The 18,122-nt window shown below is 63.1% G+C and carries 18 protein-coding genes and 1 pseudogene; 8 read left to right on the top strand and 11 right to left on the bottom strand.

Going from position 1 to position 18,122, the window contains the following annotated elements; translation table 11 throughout:
- Positions 1-67: 67 nt before the first annotated feature.
- Both RX327_RS15750 and RX327_RS15755 read right to left on the bottom strand, forming a co-directional pair.
- Complete coding sequence (locus tag RX327_RS15750) at positions 68-1,198, bottom strand: hypothetical protein (protein ID WP_317250794.1); 1,131 nt, start codon at positions 1,196-1,198, stop codon at positions 68-70.
- A 237-nt stretch (positions 1,199-1,435) separates the two neighbouring features.
- Positions 1,436-1,702, bottom strand: a complete 267-nt coding sequence (locus RX327_RS15755) for a hypothetical protein (RefSeq protein ID WP_016846025.1) — start codon at positions 1,700-1,702, stop codon at positions 1,436-1,438.
- Positions 1,703-2,067: 365 nt separating this feature from the next.
- Between RX327_RS15755 and dinB the strand changes: the two genes are divergently transcribed.
- Entirely contained in the window at positions 2,068-3,315 is a 1,248-nt protein-coding gene (dinB, locus tag RX327_RS15760; protein WP_050386297.1) for a DNA polymerase IV, read from the top strand.
- Positions 3,316-3,426: 111 nt separating this feature from the next.
- Positions 3,427-3,636 (top strand): hypothetical protein, encoded by a 210-nt coding sequence (locus tag RX327_RS15765; RefSeq protein ID WP_016846027.1) that lies wholly within the window; start codon positions 3,427-3,429, stop codon positions 3,634-3,636.
- 81 nt (positions 3,637-3,717) lie between these two features.
- Here the strand turns inward: RX327_RS15765 and pyk are convergent, their stop codons facing one another.
- The 6 genes from pyk to RX327_RS15795 form a co-directional block, all read right to left on the bottom strand.
- Positions 3,718-5,133, bottom strand: a complete 1,416-nt coding sequence (gene pyk, locus RX327_RS15770) for a pyruvate kinase (RefSeq protein ID WP_317250796.1) — start codon at positions 5,131-5,133, stop codon at positions 3,718-3,720.
- Between the two features lie 3 nt (positions 5,134-5,136).
- On the bottom strand, positions 5,137-6,432 hold the full coding sequence (locus RX327_RS15775) for a glycerate kinase (protein WP_317250797.1): 1,296 nt from the start codon (positions 6,430-6,432) through the stop codon (positions 5,137-5,139).
- 30 nt (positions 6,433-6,462) lie between these two features.
- Entirely contained in the window at positions 6,463-7,821 is a 1,359-nt protein-coding gene (gene oxlT, locus RX327_RS15780) for an oxalate/formate MFS antiporter (protein ID WP_028334101.1), read from the bottom strand.
- Positions 7,822-7,886: 65 nt separating this feature from the next.
- Positions 7,887-8,669 carry a fumarylacetoacetate hydrolase family protein gene (locus RX327_RS15785; RefSeq protein WP_317250798.1) on the bottom strand — a complete coding sequence of 261 codons (783 nt, stop codon included), beginning with the start codon at positions 8,667-8,669 and terminating at the stop codon, positions 7,887-7,889.
- A gap of 5 nt (positions 8,670-8,674) precedes the next feature.
- Positions 8,675-9,694, bottom strand: a complete 1,020-nt coding sequence (locus RX327_RS15790) for a 2-dehydropantoate 2-reductase (protein WP_317250799.1) — start codon at positions 9,692-9,694, stop codon at positions 8,675-8,677.
- An 80-nt stretch (positions 9,695-9,774) separates the two neighbouring features.
- Positions 9,775-10,188 carry a CBS domain-containing protein gene (locus RX327_RS15795; RefSeq protein ID WP_050386296.1) on the bottom strand — a complete coding sequence of 138 codons (414 nt, stop codon included), beginning with the start codon at positions 10,186-10,188 and terminating at the stop codon, positions 9,775-9,777.
- 239 nt (positions 10,189-10,427) lie between these two features.
- Between RX327_RS15795 and RX327_RS15800 the strand changes: the two genes are divergently transcribed.
- From RX327_RS15800 to RX327_RS15815, 4 genes and pseudogenes are all read left to right on the top strand, one after another.
- Positions 10,428-11,276: an IclR family transcriptional regulator gene (locus RX327_RS15800; protein WP_317250800.1), complete on the top strand. Its 849-nt coding sequence runs from the start codon at positions 10,428-10,430 to the stop codon at positions 11,274-11,276.
- 181 nt (positions 11,277-11,457) lie between these two features.
- A complete protein-coding gene (gcl, locus tag RX327_RS15805) occupies positions 11,458-13,245 on the top strand; it encodes a glyoxylate carboligase (RefSeq protein WP_317250801.1) in 1,788 nt (595 codons plus the stop codon).
- A gap of 36 nt (positions 13,246-13,281) precedes the next feature.
- A complete protein-coding gene (hyi, locus tag RX327_RS15810) occupies positions 13,282-14,067 on the top strand; it encodes a hydroxypyruvate isomerase (protein ID WP_317250802.1) in 786 nt (261 codons plus the stop codon).
- Between the two features lie 125 nt (positions 14,068-14,192).
- Positions 14,193-15,081, top strand: a pseudogene (locus tag RX327_RS15815) (2-hydroxy-3-oxopropionate reductase).
- Between the two features lie 26 nt (positions 15,082-15,107).
- Here the strand turns inward: RX327_RS15815 and RX327_RS15820 are convergent.
- Both RX327_RS15820 and RX327_RS15825 read right to left on the bottom strand, forming a co-directional pair.
- Positions 15,108-15,470, bottom strand: a complete 363-nt coding sequence (locus tag RX327_RS15820) for a hypothetical protein (RefSeq protein WP_063779950.1) — start codon at positions 15,468-15,470, stop codon at positions 15,108-15,110.
- An 8-nt stretch (positions 15,471-15,478) separates the two neighbouring features.
- On the bottom strand, positions 15,479-16,009 hold the full coding sequence (locus RX327_RS15825; protein ID WP_050386257.1) for a hypothetical protein: 531 nt from the start codon (positions 16,007-16,009) through the stop codon (positions 15,479-15,481).
- 66 nt (positions 16,010-16,075) lie between these two features.
- Here RX327_RS15825 and RX327_RS15830 point away from each other — a divergent pair, with 66 nt between their 5' ends.
- Positions 16,076-16,687: an exopolysaccharide biosynthesis protein gene (locus RX327_RS15830; protein ID WP_028334109.1), complete on the top strand. Its 612-nt coding sequence runs from the start codon at positions 16,076-16,078 to the stop codon at positions 16,685-16,687.
- A 108-nt stretch (positions 16,688-16,795) separates the two neighbouring features.
- Complete coding sequence (locus RX327_RS15835) at positions 16,796-17,068, top strand: DUF2312 domain-containing protein (protein WP_317250803.1); 273 nt, start codon at positions 16,796-16,798, stop codon at positions 17,066-17,068.
- A gap of 206 nt (positions 17,069-17,274) precedes the next feature.
- Here RX327_RS15835 and RX327_RS15840 read toward each other — a convergent pair whose 3' ends face one another.
- Positions 17,275-17,859, bottom strand: coding sequence for an alpha-ketoglutarate-dependent dioxygenase AlkB (locus tag RX327_RS15840; RefSeq protein ID WP_317250804.1), 585 nt, complete (start codon positions 17,857-17,859; stop codon positions 17,275-17,277).
- Between the last annotated feature and the right edge of the window lie 263 nt (positions 17,860-18,122).

Genomic DNA, 18,122 nt, shown 5'->3' on the forward strand with positions numbered 1-18,122 from the left:
GCTCCTTTGCATGGGGTTGTTTTCAATATTTTGGCAGCTCGCCCCTGCGACTTGACCTCGCCACGATCTAGTTCGGCAGCAGCACGGCATCGATGCGGCGGCTGTTTCGCGTGCTGATGATGATGGCGCCGTTGCGGGTCGCAAATCTCGCGCCGACAAGACGCGGCAGCTTTTCCGTCAGCGATGAAGGCAGCGGAATCATTCCGCCGGTGATGGGATCGCCGACGTTGATCGGCGCGACGGCTGCGCCGGCCGAAGGCGCGGCCTTGATGTACTCCCTGATCAACTGAATCTCTTCGCGCGAGAGGCTAAGCGCGGCCTGTTCGCCTGCGCCGTCAGGCAGCTTCTTTTCTGCCTCGGCCTTGTCTTGCGCATCTTGCTGCTGGGCGGCCTCGCGTTTTGCGACTTCGACCTGTTCGAGTCTTGCGAGTCGTTCCCTCAGCGGGGCGATCTCCCGCCGCAACGCGGCAATGTCCGACTTCAGCGAGGAGAGCTGACCAAGTGCAATCGCGGCGGCAACGCAAGCGACGACCGAGATCAGGCTGAGGCAGGCCACCGCCAGCCCCGTCAATCCGCCTCGACGATCGGCACGACGATCCCTGACATCCTCCGCGGATCGCCGTCGCCGCGTGCCGGCGAATTTCGGCTTGATCGTGCCGAGGAAGCTGACCAGACCGGACAGCCGCGAAGCCACCATGCGGTTCGCCTCTTGAAAGGAGCCGAATGCAGGCGCAGGGACGATCGGAGAGTCCGTTGAGGGGATGTCGGGAGCAGTAGCCGAATGACCTGCGCCGGACGGCTGGCGGTCGTCGCGGTTCTCGCGCGTCATGCCGGGGAGCTCGAGATCAACGTCGCCGGGGCGGCCGATCGCGGTGTCCGCAACGTAATGGCGCGTGTCGGCTGCAACAGCGTCCAATCGCTCCGTTTCCTGTTGATCGAGTCCTTGTGCGATGCGGGCGGCTTCAAGCGAGCGCCACAGCGAGAGTCCCGAATCGGTGATCTGCAGGCCCGCATCGTTGATCGATGCCCATCCCGATTGGAAGACGTCGGCATCGCCAAGTTCGGACGGCCGCTTCGACTGCGTGGCTTCATCACCGGCCGCGATCATGCGCTTGACCTCGCGGCTGACCTCGTCGATCGCGATCCGTTGCCCGGGCCTTGCGGCCAGCACACTCAAGATCGCCAGATTGAACTTCATGCGGCGCCTCGCGATGCTCCTTAACTGGCCGTGCCGCCGTTCCGCTCCCATGCAGGCGACGTGCGAGCCTCAGCGGGGTCGAAGCGGGTCAATCATGCCGGCGCGGACGTCGGTCGGTCAGGGAGTCAAGCAAGTGTACCGGCTCGCCAAGGGGCAAACAATCCGGCACCAGACTTACGACAGATGGATAAGTCGGCCCGCAAACGACACGCGTCGGGATCGCGTTCGCTGCGCGCCTCAGAGAAACTCGCGAAGCCTGGAGAGCTCGATCACATGCTCGGGTGACAGCACGTCGGGGACGAGGGGAGGCTGCGACTTGGTCCGGATCTCGTAAAGATGTCGCGTCTTCTCGGGCTTGCCCATGAAATCCCGAATGCATTGGTCGAGCGTTCCGTTGACGACCATATAGGGCGCGCGATCCTCTCGCCTGGAGTTGTTGAGGGAAGGCCATTTGTAAAGGTGGGCCGCAGCTTGGAAGTCCACCTGATGGGATTGGTCGGTCATTGCAAAATATCTACCCGAAAAAGCCCTGCGCGGCAAAGTCAGCCGGCTGATGAGTGAGCCGGTGCGGTATCTCGAACGCTCCGCCGACGTGCCTCGCATTGATGCCTCGCAGCAACTCTCCACTCGATCTCCCGCGGACCGAGATCGGGGGCGAACGGGCGAAGCCGGCTGAAGCAAGCGCCGGCAGACCCCTCGCACGGCAAGCGCGCGCAGGGTGGTAACGCGCGTTGACCATTTGGCGTCGTTCGCGGCGGCGGCGACGGGCTGGATTGACTCGATTTGAGAATGTTCCTATTTTGTTCTATCGGCAATTTCCACGTCCGGGGACGGGCGGCTTCGGTCAGGTCAGGGATGAGCGGGTCGAGATGGCAGCCGCAGCCACCATCCTTCATGCGGACCTCGATGCATTCTACGCATCGGTCGAGCAACTGCTCGAGCCGTCGCTGCGCGGCAAGCCGATCGCGGTCGGGGGCGGCGTTGTGCTTGCGGCGTCCTATGAGGCCAAGGCCTTCGGAGTGCATGGCGGCATGTCGGGACGGGAAGCGCGCCGACTGTGCCCGCAACTTGTTTTCGTCGGCGGCCATTTCAGCGATTACCAGCGGCTGGGTGATGCGGCCATCAAGGTGATCGGCGACTTCACGCCGCTGGTCGAGCGAATTTCGATCGACGAGGCGTTCGCGGATGTTGCCGGCTGCACTCACCTGTTCGGAACGCCTGCTGAAATAGCCGCGTCGATCCGGTGGCGCGTGCGCACCGAGCTCGGCCTTCCGATCTCGGTCGGCGTCGCCCGCACCAAGCATCTGGCGAAGATCGCCTCGCAGGTCGCAAAGCCCGACGGACTTGTCGTCGTTGATCCCGATGCCGAGCTGAGCTTCCTTCACGAATTGCCGGTTGAGTTGATGTGGGGGGTAGGGCCGGTCACCAGGACCCGGTTGGACGCGATCGGCGTCGCGACGATCGGTCAGCTCGCCAAATTGTCGGAACGGTCGCTGACGCACTTGCTCGGTCCGGCAGCGGGCGAGAAACTCGCCGCGCTGGCCTGGAATCGCGATCCGCGACAGCTCAAGCCACACCGGCGCGCGCGATCGGCAGGAGCACAATCTGCACTTGGCCGAAAGCCTGCGATCGAGCAAGTCATCCGGCCTACGCTGCTTCATCTCGCCGACCGCGTCGCCACGCGGCTTCGGGCGAAGTCACGGCCTGGACGAACCGTGACGGTGCGCGTCCGCTTCGCCGACCTGAAGTCGGTGACGCGCTCGATGACGCTCGATGCGCCGGTGTGCACGACCATCGTCCTGGCCCGGCTCGCCGAGAATCTCGTGCGCGCTGCTCTTGCCGACCATCCCGGCGAGAAGATCATCTCGCTGCTGGCGATCTCGGTGTCGCATCTCGAGGAGCATTGGGATCTTGCATTGGAGCTTCCACTCGGACTGGAGGACGAAGCGCTTCGGCCTGGAAGTCCGACAGGGATGGCCCGCTGGGCGGCGGACCGTGCGATCGACAGGATCCGCGATCGCTTTGGCTGGGAGGCGATCGGATATGGTTCAGCGGCGCTGGAGGCGGTTCATTCGGTGCCCGACGCGTTTCGCAAGCTTGCCGAGAGAGATCTCTAGCTCACCAGTTCACACGGCTTTCACTCCATTACGAAAAGGCAATTTGGAATCGCGCGCTTGTGAGTGGCGACCCCGTACGGCCGGCCTATTTTGAGCCTGCGGAGGATAGCCATGAAGTACAGCGCCGAACTGATCCAGACGATGCGCGATGCGTTGGATGCGGTCATGGCAAGCGTGCCGGCGGATCAATCCGTGTTCGGTCTCAAGGCCGCTGTTGCGGAATGCATCCTGCGAGCCGCGGCTCACGGCCAGACATCGTTCGACGGGCTCGTGACGTCGGCATCCGATCAGCTTCAGTCGATCATCTCGATGCTGACCTAGGCGATCGGGAGGCGCGCGACCGTTGCGTTCATCTTGCCCCACGGTGCGCCAATGATGCAATCGCCCGGGCCGACGGTTCTCTCAGGGGAGCGATACGACCCGTAGATTGTTGGTTGTTCCCGCTTGTCCAAAGGGAATGCCGGCCACCACGACCAGCAGATCGCGGCTTGATGCAAACTGCTCTGCATGCGCGAATGTAGTTGCGCGCTCGACCATCTCCTCATAGCTCTGAACGTCGTCGGAAAGCACGCTGTGAGCGCCCCAAAGCAGGCACAGGCGGCGGGACACTTCGCGGCTTGGGGTGATGGCGAGGATCGGTCGGCTCGGCCGCTTGCGCGCGACGCGTGCCGCCGTGGTACCGCTCGACGTATAGGCCACAATGGCTGCGGCGTGAACGACGGAGGCGAGATCGGCCGCCGCCGTTGCCACGGCATGCGGTGGCGTTTGCTCTTCGCCGGGCTGGGTCGCCTCGACGATCGAGCGGTACATCTTGTGTTGTTCGGTGCTGCGGATGATGCGGTCCATCATCTCGACCGCTTCGCGCGGATATCGGCCTGTCGCGGACTCCGCCGACAGCATCACGGCATCGGCGCCATCATAGATGGCGGTCGCAACATCGGAGGCTTCCGCGCGCGTCGGCGTCGGCGCTGCCACCATGGAGTCAAGCATTTGGGTTGCGACGATCACGGGCTTCACCGCGAGACGGCAGGCCCGCACCAGCTCCTTCTGGCGCCCAGGCACGTCCTCATGCGGGATTTCGACGCCGAGATCTCCCCGCGCAACCATGATGGCGTCGCACAGCTGGATGATATCGTCGATTCGTTCGAGAGCTGCCGGCTTCTCGATCTTGGCCATCAGACCGGCGCGGTCGCCAATGAGGCCTCTCGCCTCGATGATATCCGAGGGCTTCTGCACGAACGACAGGGCAACCCAATCCACGCCAAGTTTCAGGCCGAACTCCAGATCGAGGCGATCCTTCGCGGTAAGCGGTGAAAGATCGAGGACCGTCCCGGGCAGGTTGACGCCCTTGTGATTCGAGATCGTGCCACCGACGATCACCTTGGCTTCGATGAAATCGTCACCGAGCCCGGTAACGCGAACGCGGACCCTGCCGTCGTCGATCAGAAGGTCATGGCCGGGGGCAACGGCGGCAAAGATCTCCCGATGCGGGAGCGGAATTGCGGTTCGGTCGCCTTCCGATCCGGACAAGACGAATCGAATGGTCTCGCCGGCCACTGCGGCGATCTTGCCATCGCGCAAGGTGCCGACGCGGATCTTCGGGCCCTGGAGGTCCACCAGGATGCCGATCGGCCGGCCTACGTCCTGTTCCAGCTTTCGGATCGCCGCGTGAATGCGTGCGTGATCGCTCTGCGTTCCGTGACTGAAGTTCAGGCGGAACGTATCGACGCCCGCCAGCAGCAGCGCCTCGAGCATCTCGGGGGAACTGCTCGCTGGACCAACGGTTGCAACGATCTTGGCTCGTCGATGACGACGCATGGATCACCTCGTCGGTGGCTGGCCGGCTGCGATCAGCACGGCACGGATATCATTGACGTTCGTAAGCGTCGGCCCGGTGCGCACGAGGTCTCCAAGGCGGTCGAAGAACGTATAGCTGTCATGGGCAGCCAGGTGCGCCCGTGCGTCAAGCAGATTCGCGGCGGCCCGCCGCAGCGTATCCGGACCGATCAAAGCGCCAGCCGCATCTTCCGTTCCATCAATTCCATCGCTGTCGCCCGCAATGGCCCAGATATCGCACGTACCTGATAGGGCTATGACAAGACCAAGCAAAAACTCGGTGTTGCGGCCGCCGCGGCCCGCCGGGCCGCGTCCGATCGTAACCGTCGTCTCGCCTCCCGACAGCAGCACCGCGGGGGCAGGGCCTGGCTGTGCATGCCACGCGACCGACCGGGCGATGCCGGCCATCACGGTTCCGAGTTCCCGTGCCTCGCCCTCGATCGCGTCTCCAAGAATGATCGGCGTCAGGCCTTCGTCCAGGGCGGCGTTGGCCGCAGCGTCAAGCGCATGGAATGGAGCGGCAAGGATGCGGACATCAGCATCGATCTCGCCGGGCTTGGGTGTCTCGTCAGCTTGTTCAAGCACAAGCCGCGCCGCTTCCGGCAAGTCGATGGCAAACCGGCCTACGATCTCCAGCGCATCGGCTTTTGTGCTGCTGTCCGGCAGCGTCGGGCCGGAGGCGATCGCAGCCGGATCGTCCCCCGGAATGTCTGAGATCACGAGGGTGAGGAGGCGCGCAGGGCGCGCTGCAAGCGCCAGCCGACCGCCTTTGATCGCCGACAGGTGCTTGCGCACCACATTCATCTCCGCAATCGTCGCCCCGCTCGCGAGTAATGCCCGGTTTACCGCTTGTTTGTCGGCGAGAGTCATCGGAGATGCCGGAAGGGTCATCAGCGCCGAGCCACCGCCGGACATAAGGGCGATGACGAGATCGTCTGCTGAAAGCCCCTCGACGGCGTGCAGCATGCGAAGGGCCGCGGCCTTGCTCGTGTCATCCGGCACGGGGTGAGACGCTTCGAGCACTTCGATACGGCCGGCTGGAACCGAATGGCCGTGGCGCGTGACGACGACACCTGAAAGCTCGACGTCAGGCCATGCCGCCTCGAGGCCCGCCGCCATTGCCGCCGACGCCTTACCCGCGCCGACAACGATGCATCTGCCCTTCGGCTTTGCCGGCAGGGCGTCGGCAATCGTGATCCTTGGATCGGCGCTCGCGATGGCGGCGCCGAAGATTCGCCGCAGGGCGGTCCGAGCCCGCACATCCGTCCATTCGTCGCTCAATCGCTTGCGCTCCGGCCGATGGGTCTCTTGTTATGGCGCCTTCTCGAGACGGTCGTAAGACACGGGTGCCTCCAGTCGACCGCCTTCACCGGGAAAGACCTTTGCGCGAGCGATTGCGGCGCTTGCCGTCGCTTCACTGCCGAGAATGAACGCGCGCCGCATAGGCTTGATCAGAAACAACGCGGTGAGGGCAGCGGTGGCATTGAGCGCGACCGCGACGATGAACACGGCCTGCCAGCCGAGCTGGGAAGAGATGATGCTCGCGAGCGGCACGAGCAGCGCCGCCGTGCCCTTCGCCGTGTAGAGCATGCCGTTATTGGTGGTTGCGTATTTGGCGCCGAATGTGTCGCCCGACGTCGCCGGAAACAGGCTGTAGATTTCGCCGAAGACGCCAAAATAGATCGCCGTGGCCAGCACGAAGACAACCGGAATGTGACCGTAGGTGGACAGCGTCAGCAACATCAGCGCCGCAGTCGCGAACGCGATGAACATCGTGTGCTCGCGGCCGATGTTATCGGACACCCAGCCAAAGAGCGGACGGCCGAAACCATCGAAGACGCGATCGAGCGAGATGGCAAAGGTCAGCGCCGCCATCTGGAAGCCCGCCAGGGTGACCGGCGTGTCCGCGATCTTGAAGTCATGGGCGATCGGCCCGATTTGCGCGGCGGTCATCAACCCGCCCGAAGCCACCATGACGAACACCAGGTACATGACCCAGAAGATCGGGGTGCGCAACACCTGGGGCGGAGTGTAGTCGATCGCACTCTGAGGCAGATTGAGACGCTTTTTCCTGGGGGCTTCGACGCCATGCGGTGGCCGGACGAACCAGGCCAGCAGGATGACGATGAGGCCTTGTCCGATCCCGAAGGTCAGGAAGGTGCTCTGGTAGCCGCCGGCGGCAATCATGTTGGCAATCGGTACGACGGTGAGGGCCGCACCGGCGCCAAACCCGGCGGCGGTTGCTCCTGCGGCCAGGCCGCGCCGGTCCGGAAACCATTTCAACGCATTGCCGACGCAAGTGCCGTAGACGGCGCCGGCGCCAATGCCCGCGACGACAGCTGCCGCATAAAGTGTGACGAGAGAGGAGGCGTATGAGTTCAAGACCCAGGCCAACCCGATCATCAGGCCGCCGAACATGATGACAATGCGGGGGCCGTATTTGTCCACGAACCAGGCCTCCACCGGCACAAGCCATGTCTCCGTCATCACGAAAATCGTGAAGGCGAGCTGGATGGCTGGACGACCCCAGTGAAACTTCGCGTCGATCGGATCAACGAACAGCGTCCAGCCATATTGCAGATTGGCGATCATCGCCATGCAGACAATTCCGATCGCCAGTTGCAGCCAGCGGAAGCCGCCGGGCGCTGATGCCGGATTCGTGGAGATCATGTACGCTCCTAAAGCAGATAATCGTCGTTTGGGCCGGCTGCGTCGGGTTATCGTCCCGCCGCAGCCTACTGACGGAATTCGTTGGTCAGCTCGCCGATGCCGTCGATCGCGACGGTGACCGTGTTCACCGGCTCCTTCATCACGCCGACGCCAATCGACGTTCCGCAGCAGATGAGGTCGCCGGGCAGCAGGGTCATGTCATGGGAGATCCTGCTGATCAGCTCCTGAGCGCTGAAGATCATGTCCGAGATCGGATAGTTCTGCCGCTCCGCGCCATTGAGGATGGTACGGACCATAAGGCGTGCGGGGTCGAGGCCTGACGCAATCACGGGGCCGAAGGGGCCATATCCATCGAAGCCCTTGGCCCGCGCCCATTGCGGGAAGGTCGGGTCGCGATTGAGGATGTCCGCGGCGGTGACGTCGTTGGTGCAGGTGTAACCGAAGATGAAGGCGTCGGCGTGTTCGGGGGCGACCGCCGTGCAGCTTTTGCCGATGACGATGCCGAGTTCACCTTCGTAGGTCGTCTTGCCATCATAGCCCAAGGGACGCCTGATGACGGCACCAGGCGCGGTGACGCTGGTCGGCGCCTTCAACAGGTACAGCGGTTCGGCGGGCTCAGGTGATTTCAGCTTCTCCGCAAGCGCGTGAAAATTGTTCCAAAGCGCGATGACCTTGCTCGGTTGCGTGGGGGCCAGCAGCTCGACGTTATCCAGCGCCAGCGTTTGTCCAGTCGGTCGCGGGTCGCCGAACATGTCCCCGTCGTGCACGGAGATGCCGGACGGGGTGAGTTGCCCGAAGCCGATTTCGGCATGGTGGCGGAAGCGGACCCAGCGCGTAACATTGGCCATCGGGATCACGCCACCGCCAGCGTTTCTGCTGCTGCGGCGCCGGCCGCCCCGTCATAGAGGCCGGCCAGCCTGGTGCGCTGCGCGACCAGCGCCAGCACCGCATCGAGGGCGGGCGTCGCGATATCAGTCATCCGGCCCATCTCCTGCACCACCGTGACGAGCGGATCGATCTCCATCGGGCGGCCGCGCTCGAGATCCTGGAGCATCGAGGTCTTGTGCGCGCCGACCTTGCGGGCGCCCTCGATGCGGCGCTCGACGTCAACGCGGAACTTGACCCCGAGGCTTTCCGCGATCGCCTGGGCCTCCAGCATGATCGCCCGTGACAGCGCGCGCGTGCCGGGATTGCTGCAGATCACGTCGAGGGTCGCGTGGGTGAGGGCGCTGATCGGGTTGAAGCAGACGTTACCCCACAGCTTCAGCCAGATCTCGTCCCGGATGCGGTCGAGCACCGGCGCCTTCAGCCCGGCGGTGACGAACAGGTCGGCGAGATGCTGCACGTCATCAGTGATCTCGCCGGAGGGCTCGCCGAGCGGAAAGTTGCTGCCGTAGACGTGGCGGATCACGCCGGGCGCCTCGATCTCGGTGGCGGGATAGACGATGCAGCCGATGGCGCGCTCGGGGCCCAGCTCGTTCCACTGCCGACCGCCAGGATCGATGCTCTCGAGCGTCGATCCTTCGTGCCGTCCGCCGTGCTTGTGGAAATACCAATAGGGAATGCCGTTAACGGCGGTGACGATGCGGGTCCGATCGCCGAGCAGCGGCCGCATCGGCTCGATGACCCCGGTGATCGAATGCGCCTTGAGGCAGATGATGACGTAATCCTGCTCGCCGAGTTCGGCGGCGTTATCGGTACAGCGAGGATGCACGACACGCTCCTCGTCGCCGATCAGGAGCTTCAGGCCGTTCTGCCGCATTGCGGCGAGATGCGCACCCCGCGCGACCAGGCTGACATCGGCACCAGCGCGCATAAATTCGACACCGAGATAGCCGCCGATCGCACCGGCGCCGTAGATGCAGATTCTCATCAGATCCTCGCAAGCAAAGTGGGGACACAGCAGGAGCCGCAGCGGCTCGAACCGAGCAGCAATGGCCTTGGGTAAGTCTGTCAGGCCGCGCAGGCGGCTTCCTCGTAAGCAAGGGTGATGTCCCGCATGCTCACGACGCCGACGAGCCGGCCGTTGTCGATGACGGGGACATAGCGGATCCCATGACGGGCCATGAGGCGCTCGACATCCGTGAGCGCATCTTGCGAATTGCAGGACAGCAGCGGCCGCGGCGAGATGAACTGCGCGACTTTCATCGCAAGACCATTGGTGCCGCGCTCGGCGATCACAGCAACAACGTCGCGCTCGCTGAACATTCCGATCACGGCGGCGTCCTTGCTGCGCGAGGCGTTCCTGACCACGAGGGCGCCGACATTGCTCGCGTACATCAGGTTCGCTGCAATGCTCACGGTTTCGTTCGAGCCGATCGTCACCACGTGCACATTGTTGGCGCGAAGGATGTCCCCGACGTACATGGCATCGTCCTCCCGGTTGCTTGACTGGGTCGCTGTGAAATGGATCGTGGTATACATTATCCCAGATGTCAAACAAAAGAATCGAGCCATTTGCTAGGAAGAATGGCAAAAATACTGACCTATTCGCGAGTGCTGGCACCTTGACTTCATGGCATTTTGGTATGCCATATGCCAATTATGGCGCTCGTTCTCGACGAGCAATTTCGTTCTGAACCGCAACCGGTTAGGGGCAGGTCGTGATGAAAAGAGAGCCGATCCGACGCAAGCCGTCCGATCCCGATCTTCGCGCGCAGCCGGAGCCGGACGCGCGCGACGGCGGCGTTCAGTCCGTTGATCGCGCCATGCAAATCCTGGAGACACTTGCAGAGGATGATGAAGGCTATCGGCTGACCGATCTGGCGATCCGCACCGGCCTGTCGCCCTCGACCGTACATCGGCTGCTGACCACGCTCGAGAACCGCAGGTTCGTTCAGTTCGACCGCGACGAATCCAAGTGGCACATCGGCGCGCAAAGCTTCGTGGTCGGCTCGACCTTTGTGCGCCGTCGGAATTTTGCTGCGCAGGCGATTCCCTATCTGCGCAAGCTGCGCGATCTCACCCGCGAGACGGCCAATCTCGCCGTGGTCGACGACGAGTTCATCATCGTGCTGACCCGCATGGAAAGCCGCGAGATCATGCGCTCGCTGACCAAGGTGGGCGGCCGCGTCGCAATGATCGCCTCCGGAGTGGGGAAGGCGGTGCTGGCTACCTATTCCGACGCCGACGTCAATGCGATCATTCGTCGTCAGGGCATGCCGCGGCTGACGGAAAAATCGATCGTGCGGCCCGGCGAGCTGTTCAAGGAATTGGAGAACGTGCGGCGTCTGGGTTATGCGGTGGATGATGAAGAGGCGCGCCTCGGCCTGCGTTGCGTGGCCGCCGTCGTCTTCAACGATTGCAACGAGCCATATGCCGCAATCTCGGTATCCGGCATGGCGGACAGGCTGACGAACGAACGCTTGCCCGAGATCGGTACGATCGTGCACCGGATCGCAGCCGAACTCACGGCCGAACTTCGTGGAAACCGCACGCAGCAAGCGCAGGCGTAAGGCTGGCTGCAATTCCGTCCGCAACAATTTCCATTTCTACGCTGACGCTAATCGTTTGAAGACGCGCAAGAAATCGCGAGCGTTGCCACAGCGCGGAAATTCCAATCGATTGCGTTGAGATCGATGCTCGCGGGCCTGATGATCCTGCTCAGGCCAACTCATAGCGAAGCGGGATCATCACATGAAGATGCGAGCAGTCGATGCAGCAGTGCGCATTCTCCAACGCGAAGGGATCACGTGCGCATTCGGGGTTCCCGGGGCCGCGATCAATCCGCTTTACTCGGCGCTCAGGAAGCGCGGTTCGATCCGCCACATCCTGGCGCGGCATGTCGAGGGCGCCTCGCACATGGCGGAAGGATATACGCGGGCCAAGGCCGGTAATATCGGCGTCTGCATCGGCACCTCGGGGCCGGCCGGCACCGACATGATCACCGGGCTCTATTCCGCGATCGCCGATTCCATCCCGATCCTCTGCATCACCGGACAGGCGCCCCGGGCGCGGCTGTACAAGGAAGATTTCCAGGCGGTCGATATCGAGTCGATCGCAAAGCCCGTGACCAAATGGGCAGTGACGGTGCGCGAACCCGCGCTGGTGCCGCGCGTGTTCAGCCAGGCTTTTCACGTGATGCGCTCGGGCAGGCCGGGGCCGGTGTTGATCGACATGCCGCTCGACGTGCAACTCACCGAGATCGAGTTCGACGACGAGACTTATGAGCCGCTGCCGGTCTACAAGCCCGCTGCCACGCGCAAGCAAATCGAGAAGGCGCTGGAGATGCTGAACGCGGCCGAGCGGCCGCTGATCGTCGCCGGCGGCGGCATCATCAATGCCGATGCCTCGGATCTGCTGGTCGCCTTCGCCGAAGCGGTCAACGTTCCGGTGGTTCCGACGCTGATGGCGTGGGGCGCTATTCCTGACGATCATGCGCTGATGGCAGGCATGGTCGGCTTGCAGACCAGCCATCGCTACGCCAACGCCACGATGCTCGAATCCGATTTCGTGCTCGGCATCGGAAATCGCTGGGCCAACCGGCATACCGGCTCAATCGAGACCTACACGAAGGGCCGCAAATTCGTCCATGTCGACATCGAGCCGACGCAGATCGGACGGGTCTTCAATCCGGACCTCGGTATCGTCTCGGACGCCAAGGCTGCGCTGGAAATGTTCGTGAGCGTCGCCAGGGAGTGGCGGAGGTCCGGGAGGCTACGCGATCGGCAAGCCTGGCCCGCCGCCTGTCGCGACCGCAAGCGTTCGATGCTGCGCAAGAGCCATTTCGACGACGTGCCGATCAAGCCGCAGCGCGTCTACGAGGAGATGAACAAGGCGTTCGGCCGCGACGCCACTTATGTCACCGTGATCGGCCTGTCGCAGATCGCCGGCGCGCAATTCCTCAATGTCTACAATCCACGCAACTGGATCAACGCTGGCCAAGCCGGCCCGCTCGGCTGGACGCTGCCCGCCGCGCTCGGCGTGCGTGCGGCGTGCCCGGATCGCGACATCGTCGCGCTCTCCGGCGACTACGACTTCCAGTTCCTGATCGAGGAGCTTGCGGTCGGCGCGCAGTTCAATCTACCCTACATCCACGTCGTCGTGAACAATTCCTATCTCGGCCTGATCCGCCAGGCCCAGCGCGGCTTCGAGATGGACTATCAAGTCCAGCTCTCCTTCGAGAACATCAACGCACCCGAGATCGGCGTCTACGGCGTCGACCACGTGACCGTCGCGGAAGGACTGGGCTGCAAGGCGATCCGGGTCACCGATCCGAACGACGCGCAGGCGGCTTTCGCGACAGCACGCGCGCTGATGGCCAGGCATCGCGTGCCCGTGGTGGTCGAATTCATCCTCGAACGCGTCACCAACATCGCGATGGGCAGCGAGATCGACAACGTCGTCGAGTTCGAGGAGGTGCTGGACCTCCCGCTCGATGACGTGCCGAGCGCATCACGATCCGGCACATTGTTGCCGGCCTGACGACATCTTTCAGCGCTTCAAGCGGAGATACGACCCGTGCCTCAGTTTGCCGCCAACCTCACCATGCTCTTCAACGAGATGCCGTTCCTCGACCGCTTCACTGCCGCCAAGGCCGCCGGCTTCAACGCAGTCGAGTATCTATTTCCTTATGACTTCGAAAAGGGCGCGTTGCGCGAGGAATTGGCGCGCTGCGGGCTGACCCAGGTGCTGCATAATCTTCCGGCCGGCAACTGGGCCGCCGGCGAGCGTGGCATTGCGATTCTGCGCAATCGGGTCGATGAATTTCGCGACGGCGTGGTGCGCGCAATCGACTATGCAAAGGCGCTGGATTGCCGGCAGCTGAACTGCCTGGTCGGCATCGCGCCAGCCGATACGGATAGGGCAGACCTGCAGGAAGTCCTCGTGTCCAACCTGCGCTTCGCTGCCGGCGCGCTCGCCCAGCACGGCATCAAGCTGCTGGTCGAGCCGATCAACACGCTCGACATTCCCGGCTTCTATCTCAACGGCACCGAGCAGGCGGTGCAGCTGATCTCGGACGTGCGGTCGAATAACCTCTTCATCCAGTACGACATCTATCACATGCAGATCATGGAAGGCGACCTCGCTCGCACCATGCAGAAGCATCTCGGCCGGATCGCGCATGTCCAGCTCGCCGACAATCCGGGGCGTTATGAGCCGGGAACCGGCGAAATCAACTACTCCTATCTGTTCAAGCATCTTGACAGCATCGGGTATCGAGGCTGGATCGGGTGCGAATACAAGCCGCGGACGACCACGCTCGAAAGCCTCGGCTGGCACGCCGCACAGACTTTCGTGACCTAGAGGTTTTTCCGTTCCGATTGAATCGGGACGGAGCTCTGGAATTTTATTTGACGCGTTTTCTTCACGCGAGCCGAGAGTCGCTCGCCGGAAAAACGCCTTCACCCGGCTGACAGGGAGCAACAACAATGAAAGACATCGGATTCATCGGACTTGGCACTATGGGACGTCCGATGGCCGGCCACCTCCTGGCTGCCGGCTATCGTCTGTTCCTGCACGACGTCGTACCTGTTGCGCCCGAGTTGATCGCGGCCGGCGGCATCGCTTGCGAAGTCTGCCAGGCAGGTGGCGCAGGAGGCGGATGCGGTCATCATCATGGTGCCGGACACCCCGCATGTCGAAGCCGTGCTGTTCGGTCAAGGCGGCGTCGCGGAGGGTATCTCCAAAGGCATGATCGTGACGGATATGAGCTCGATCTCTCCGCTGGCGACGAAGGAGTTTGCACGCTGGATCGATGCGCTCGGGGCCGACTATCTCGACGCGCCGGTCTCCGGCGGCGAAGTTGGCGCAAAGGCGGCCAGCCTGACTATCATGGTTGGCGGGCGGGAGCGCGCGTTCAATGCGATGAAGCCCCTGTTTGAAAAGATGGGCAAGAATGTCACGCATGTCGGCGCCAATGGCGACGGCCAGACGACGAAGGTCGCCAACCAGATCATCGTCGCGCTGACGATCGAGGCCGTGAGCGAAGCGCTTCTGTTCGCATCCAAGGCCGGCGCGAACCCAGCGCTGGTGCGCAAGGCGCTGATGGGCGGCTTCGCCTCGTCGCGGATTCTCGAAGTGCATGGCGAGCGCATGGTGAAGCGCAATTTCGATCCGGGCTTCCGCATCGAGCTGCACCAGAAGGATCTCAACCTCGCGCTCGAAGGCGCTCGCTCACTCGGCTTGTCGCTGCCGAGCACTGCCGCCGCCCAGCAGCTGTTCAACGCCTGTACCGCCCTCGGCGGCAAGAGCTGGGACCATTCCGCTATTCTGAGAGCGCTGGAGGTCATGGCAGGCCACGAGGTTGCCGCTGCCTGAGCTCCATAGGAGGGCGGCGCAGGACGTCAGGAGGTACCTGTCGGCTTGGACATTGCTGAAAGCGCGCGTCTCAGGGCAGTGGCGGCGACAACGCCTGCGCAGCAGCCGGCGCCTTTGACGAATATGTCTTTTATGTAGCCATGCCTGCCGGCGAGCAGCTTTTGAATGAGTTCGAAGCCGACAATGACGGCAAGCAGTGCCAGCAGGATTGGCAGGACATGCTTCGGATAGGCGAGCGAAAAGACGGCTCCGACAATGAAGAGCGCCGCAAAGCGATCGGCGTTTGGCGATATCAACGTGTGGGGACGAAATGCCAGCGTTGTATCGGTGACGATGAAGAGGCCCAGGATCAAACCCCAAGCCAAATATCGGAATACGGTTTGGGGCATTTCTGAGCTCAACGGGCCATGCCGCCGGGCGCGACATTGAGCGGTGCGCCGCCAATCGAAATGGGACCCGAAGGCTTGGCGGCCCGAGGCGGCGGTTTTCTCGGCTGCGGGGTAGTTGGCGCTATCGGGGCACGCGGCACCTCGGCCGTAACAGGTGGCGGCGGCGCTGCCGGCGAGGGCAGATGCTGCAACTCTTCGACCTTCGAGGTCAGGACCGCCAACTGGTCGGTAATGGCCTTCAACTGCGCCTGGCCGTCGGCTACCGACCGATCGAGTGCGGCGAGGTCTTCCTCGAGCTTCTGTTGGGCCGCGAGGAGAGTTGGCAACGCCTCCTTGTCGCTCGTCGTCATCGCTCCGCCGGACGATTCGTGGCTTATGGCGGGGACCAATGCCGCGACTTCGGGCCAAGCGTAGACGCTGCCGGCGCCGACAAGGGCGACGACGACGATCAGAAGAAACCACGGCCAGCGGCGGCGACCGGCGGGCAGGGGGCTGTTCGGCGCATGGCCGTGCCACGCCTGGTCGGAATCGTTGTCCATCAATGCTTCCTAGGCGCCTCTGGCATTCGTTGCAATCGATACGGAGTTCGACCATGTTACCGGGTAATGCTTCATTTGCCCGTTCCCCCCTCAGCGCCTACCCGTACTTCCCAACTCCTCGAAGAACTCGTCGCGCAAGCACCTGACGGCCCCATCGACCTCGAATGGCTCCTCAGCCATCTGGACAGGCGCTCGTTCGGGCTGCTCCTGCTGTTGCTGGGGCTGCTTGTGATCGTCCCCGGCGTGGCCACAATTGCGACGCTGGCCCTCCTGTTTCCGGCGGTCGAGATGATGTTGGGGCACAGTGCTCCATCTTTTCCCCGCTTCCTGTCGAAGCGGCCGTTCGACTTCAAGCGATTCAAGCGCTTCACCGTCAGGGCGGGTCCGCTGCTGCGCGCGATCGAGAACATCAGCCGGCCGCGCTGGAACGCGCGCCATGACGTGACTGACCGGCTTGTTGGGCTGGTCGTGTTCCTGTTGGGTCTGTTGGCGGGCTGGCCCCTGCCTCTGGTCAACGTCATTCCCGGGATTGTGGTCGTCCTGATCGCGATCGCTTACCTGCAGCAAGATGGTCTGCTGTTGGCCGTGGCAATGGCGGCCGCGGTGATGTCCCTGCTTGGCCTTGGATGGACGCTCTGGACGTCGGCCGCGGCCGTGATCAGCTGGATCGCGATCTGAAATACCGCGGCAAGTCGCGGGGTAGATGCGCTACAGGATCGATGAAGCTTAAGACATTGGTCATTTCTTTGCGGTCATTTTCACGACCTCAGTCAGCAAAGAGGCACCATGTCCGACATCACCATTCCCGGCGGCAAGATCCGTTCCTTCGTCGAGCGGATCGAGAACCTCGATGCTGAACTGCAGGAACTGAACGAGCAAAAGAAGGAAGTGTTTTCGGAAGCCAAGGGTGAGGGTTTCGACGTGAAGATCCTCAAGGAGATCGTCAAACTGCGAAAGCAGGATCAGGATGAGCGCGACGAGCGCGAATCGCTGCTCGATCTCTATATGCGCGCGATGGAAACGGCACCGGCCGACAAGGCTGCTGCGAAAGCGGCGTGAGACGCCCGATGCGTTCCCCGCGATCGACATCCGGGGGCGCGCGATCTCTCGGCGGACGAACTTCCCAAGCTCGTCCGCCCCGTCCCATCAACCATTCGCGCGGCGTTGGTCGCACCTTCCGTTCATGATTGCGTCTTCCGGTCGGATCGAAGTAGCGCTCGATCGGGGTTGATGCGGCGATACGCGGTTGAACCGGCAATCCAAGGTCATCGCGACGCTTTGGCGCCCCGCGCCATGGTTCGAAAGGTGATCGAATATCTGGGGGCCTCGACCGGCGGAATGCTGTGCTCCCATATCTGCCGTGCATCACCGGTCATCAGATAGAGCGATCGGGGCGCCGCATCGAGCGTGAACCGCTCCCATCCGCTTTCCGTCCGGCGTCGGAAGCGGAACTTGCATGCGGATCCCAGGGACAGTCCGACAATCCTGTCGAAATGCGGCTTGTCGCGGTGCCAGCCGATGCCGACGCCGACCTCATATTCGGTGCACAGGATCTGCCCGATCTCGGTCGACGCGCCGCCGAAGGATTGGATCGCAGCGACGATGCCGCTTAACCAGGAGGGGATCGGTTCGGCACATTCCAGTCGGCGCGACCCATAGTCGTACCGGAAACCGAACGAAGCCACGCGGCGCTTGCCTTCGAACTGTCCGAACTGGAAGGGGGCAAGCGGAAGTGCCCGGATGTGGCTGATGAGTTCGCCCTCGGTCGCTTTGGACATGAAATCCGGCGCGTAGTGCAGACCCGCCGGTCCTGCGGCGGGCCCATCGAACATCGACAATTGCTCGGACAATCTGGTGCCGTCAGTGTTTGCGAACCTGTCACGCATATGGGCGCGCCGAGACTGAATTTAAACCGGCCGTCAGGTCACTCGGGTTTCCACCTGGCGCGGCTTCGATGGGAAGACGGCGTCAACGCGCGGTCGCGGCATTCTCTTTCGCCACGATCTTTAGGCCTTGGCCAGGAAGCGACCGCCGCTACGTCGTCGGTTCGTCCCTCGCCACGGCTGATGGCGCTGTGAGGCCCAGTCGACCTCAGGCGGCAAGCACTCAGGCC

Source organism: Bradyrhizobium sp. BEA-2-5 (assembly GCF_032918025.1).
GTDB classification, from domain to species: domain Bacteria; phylum Pseudomonadota; class Alphaproteobacteria; order Rhizobiales; family Xanthobacteraceae; genus Bradyrhizobium; species Bradyrhizobium pachyrhizi.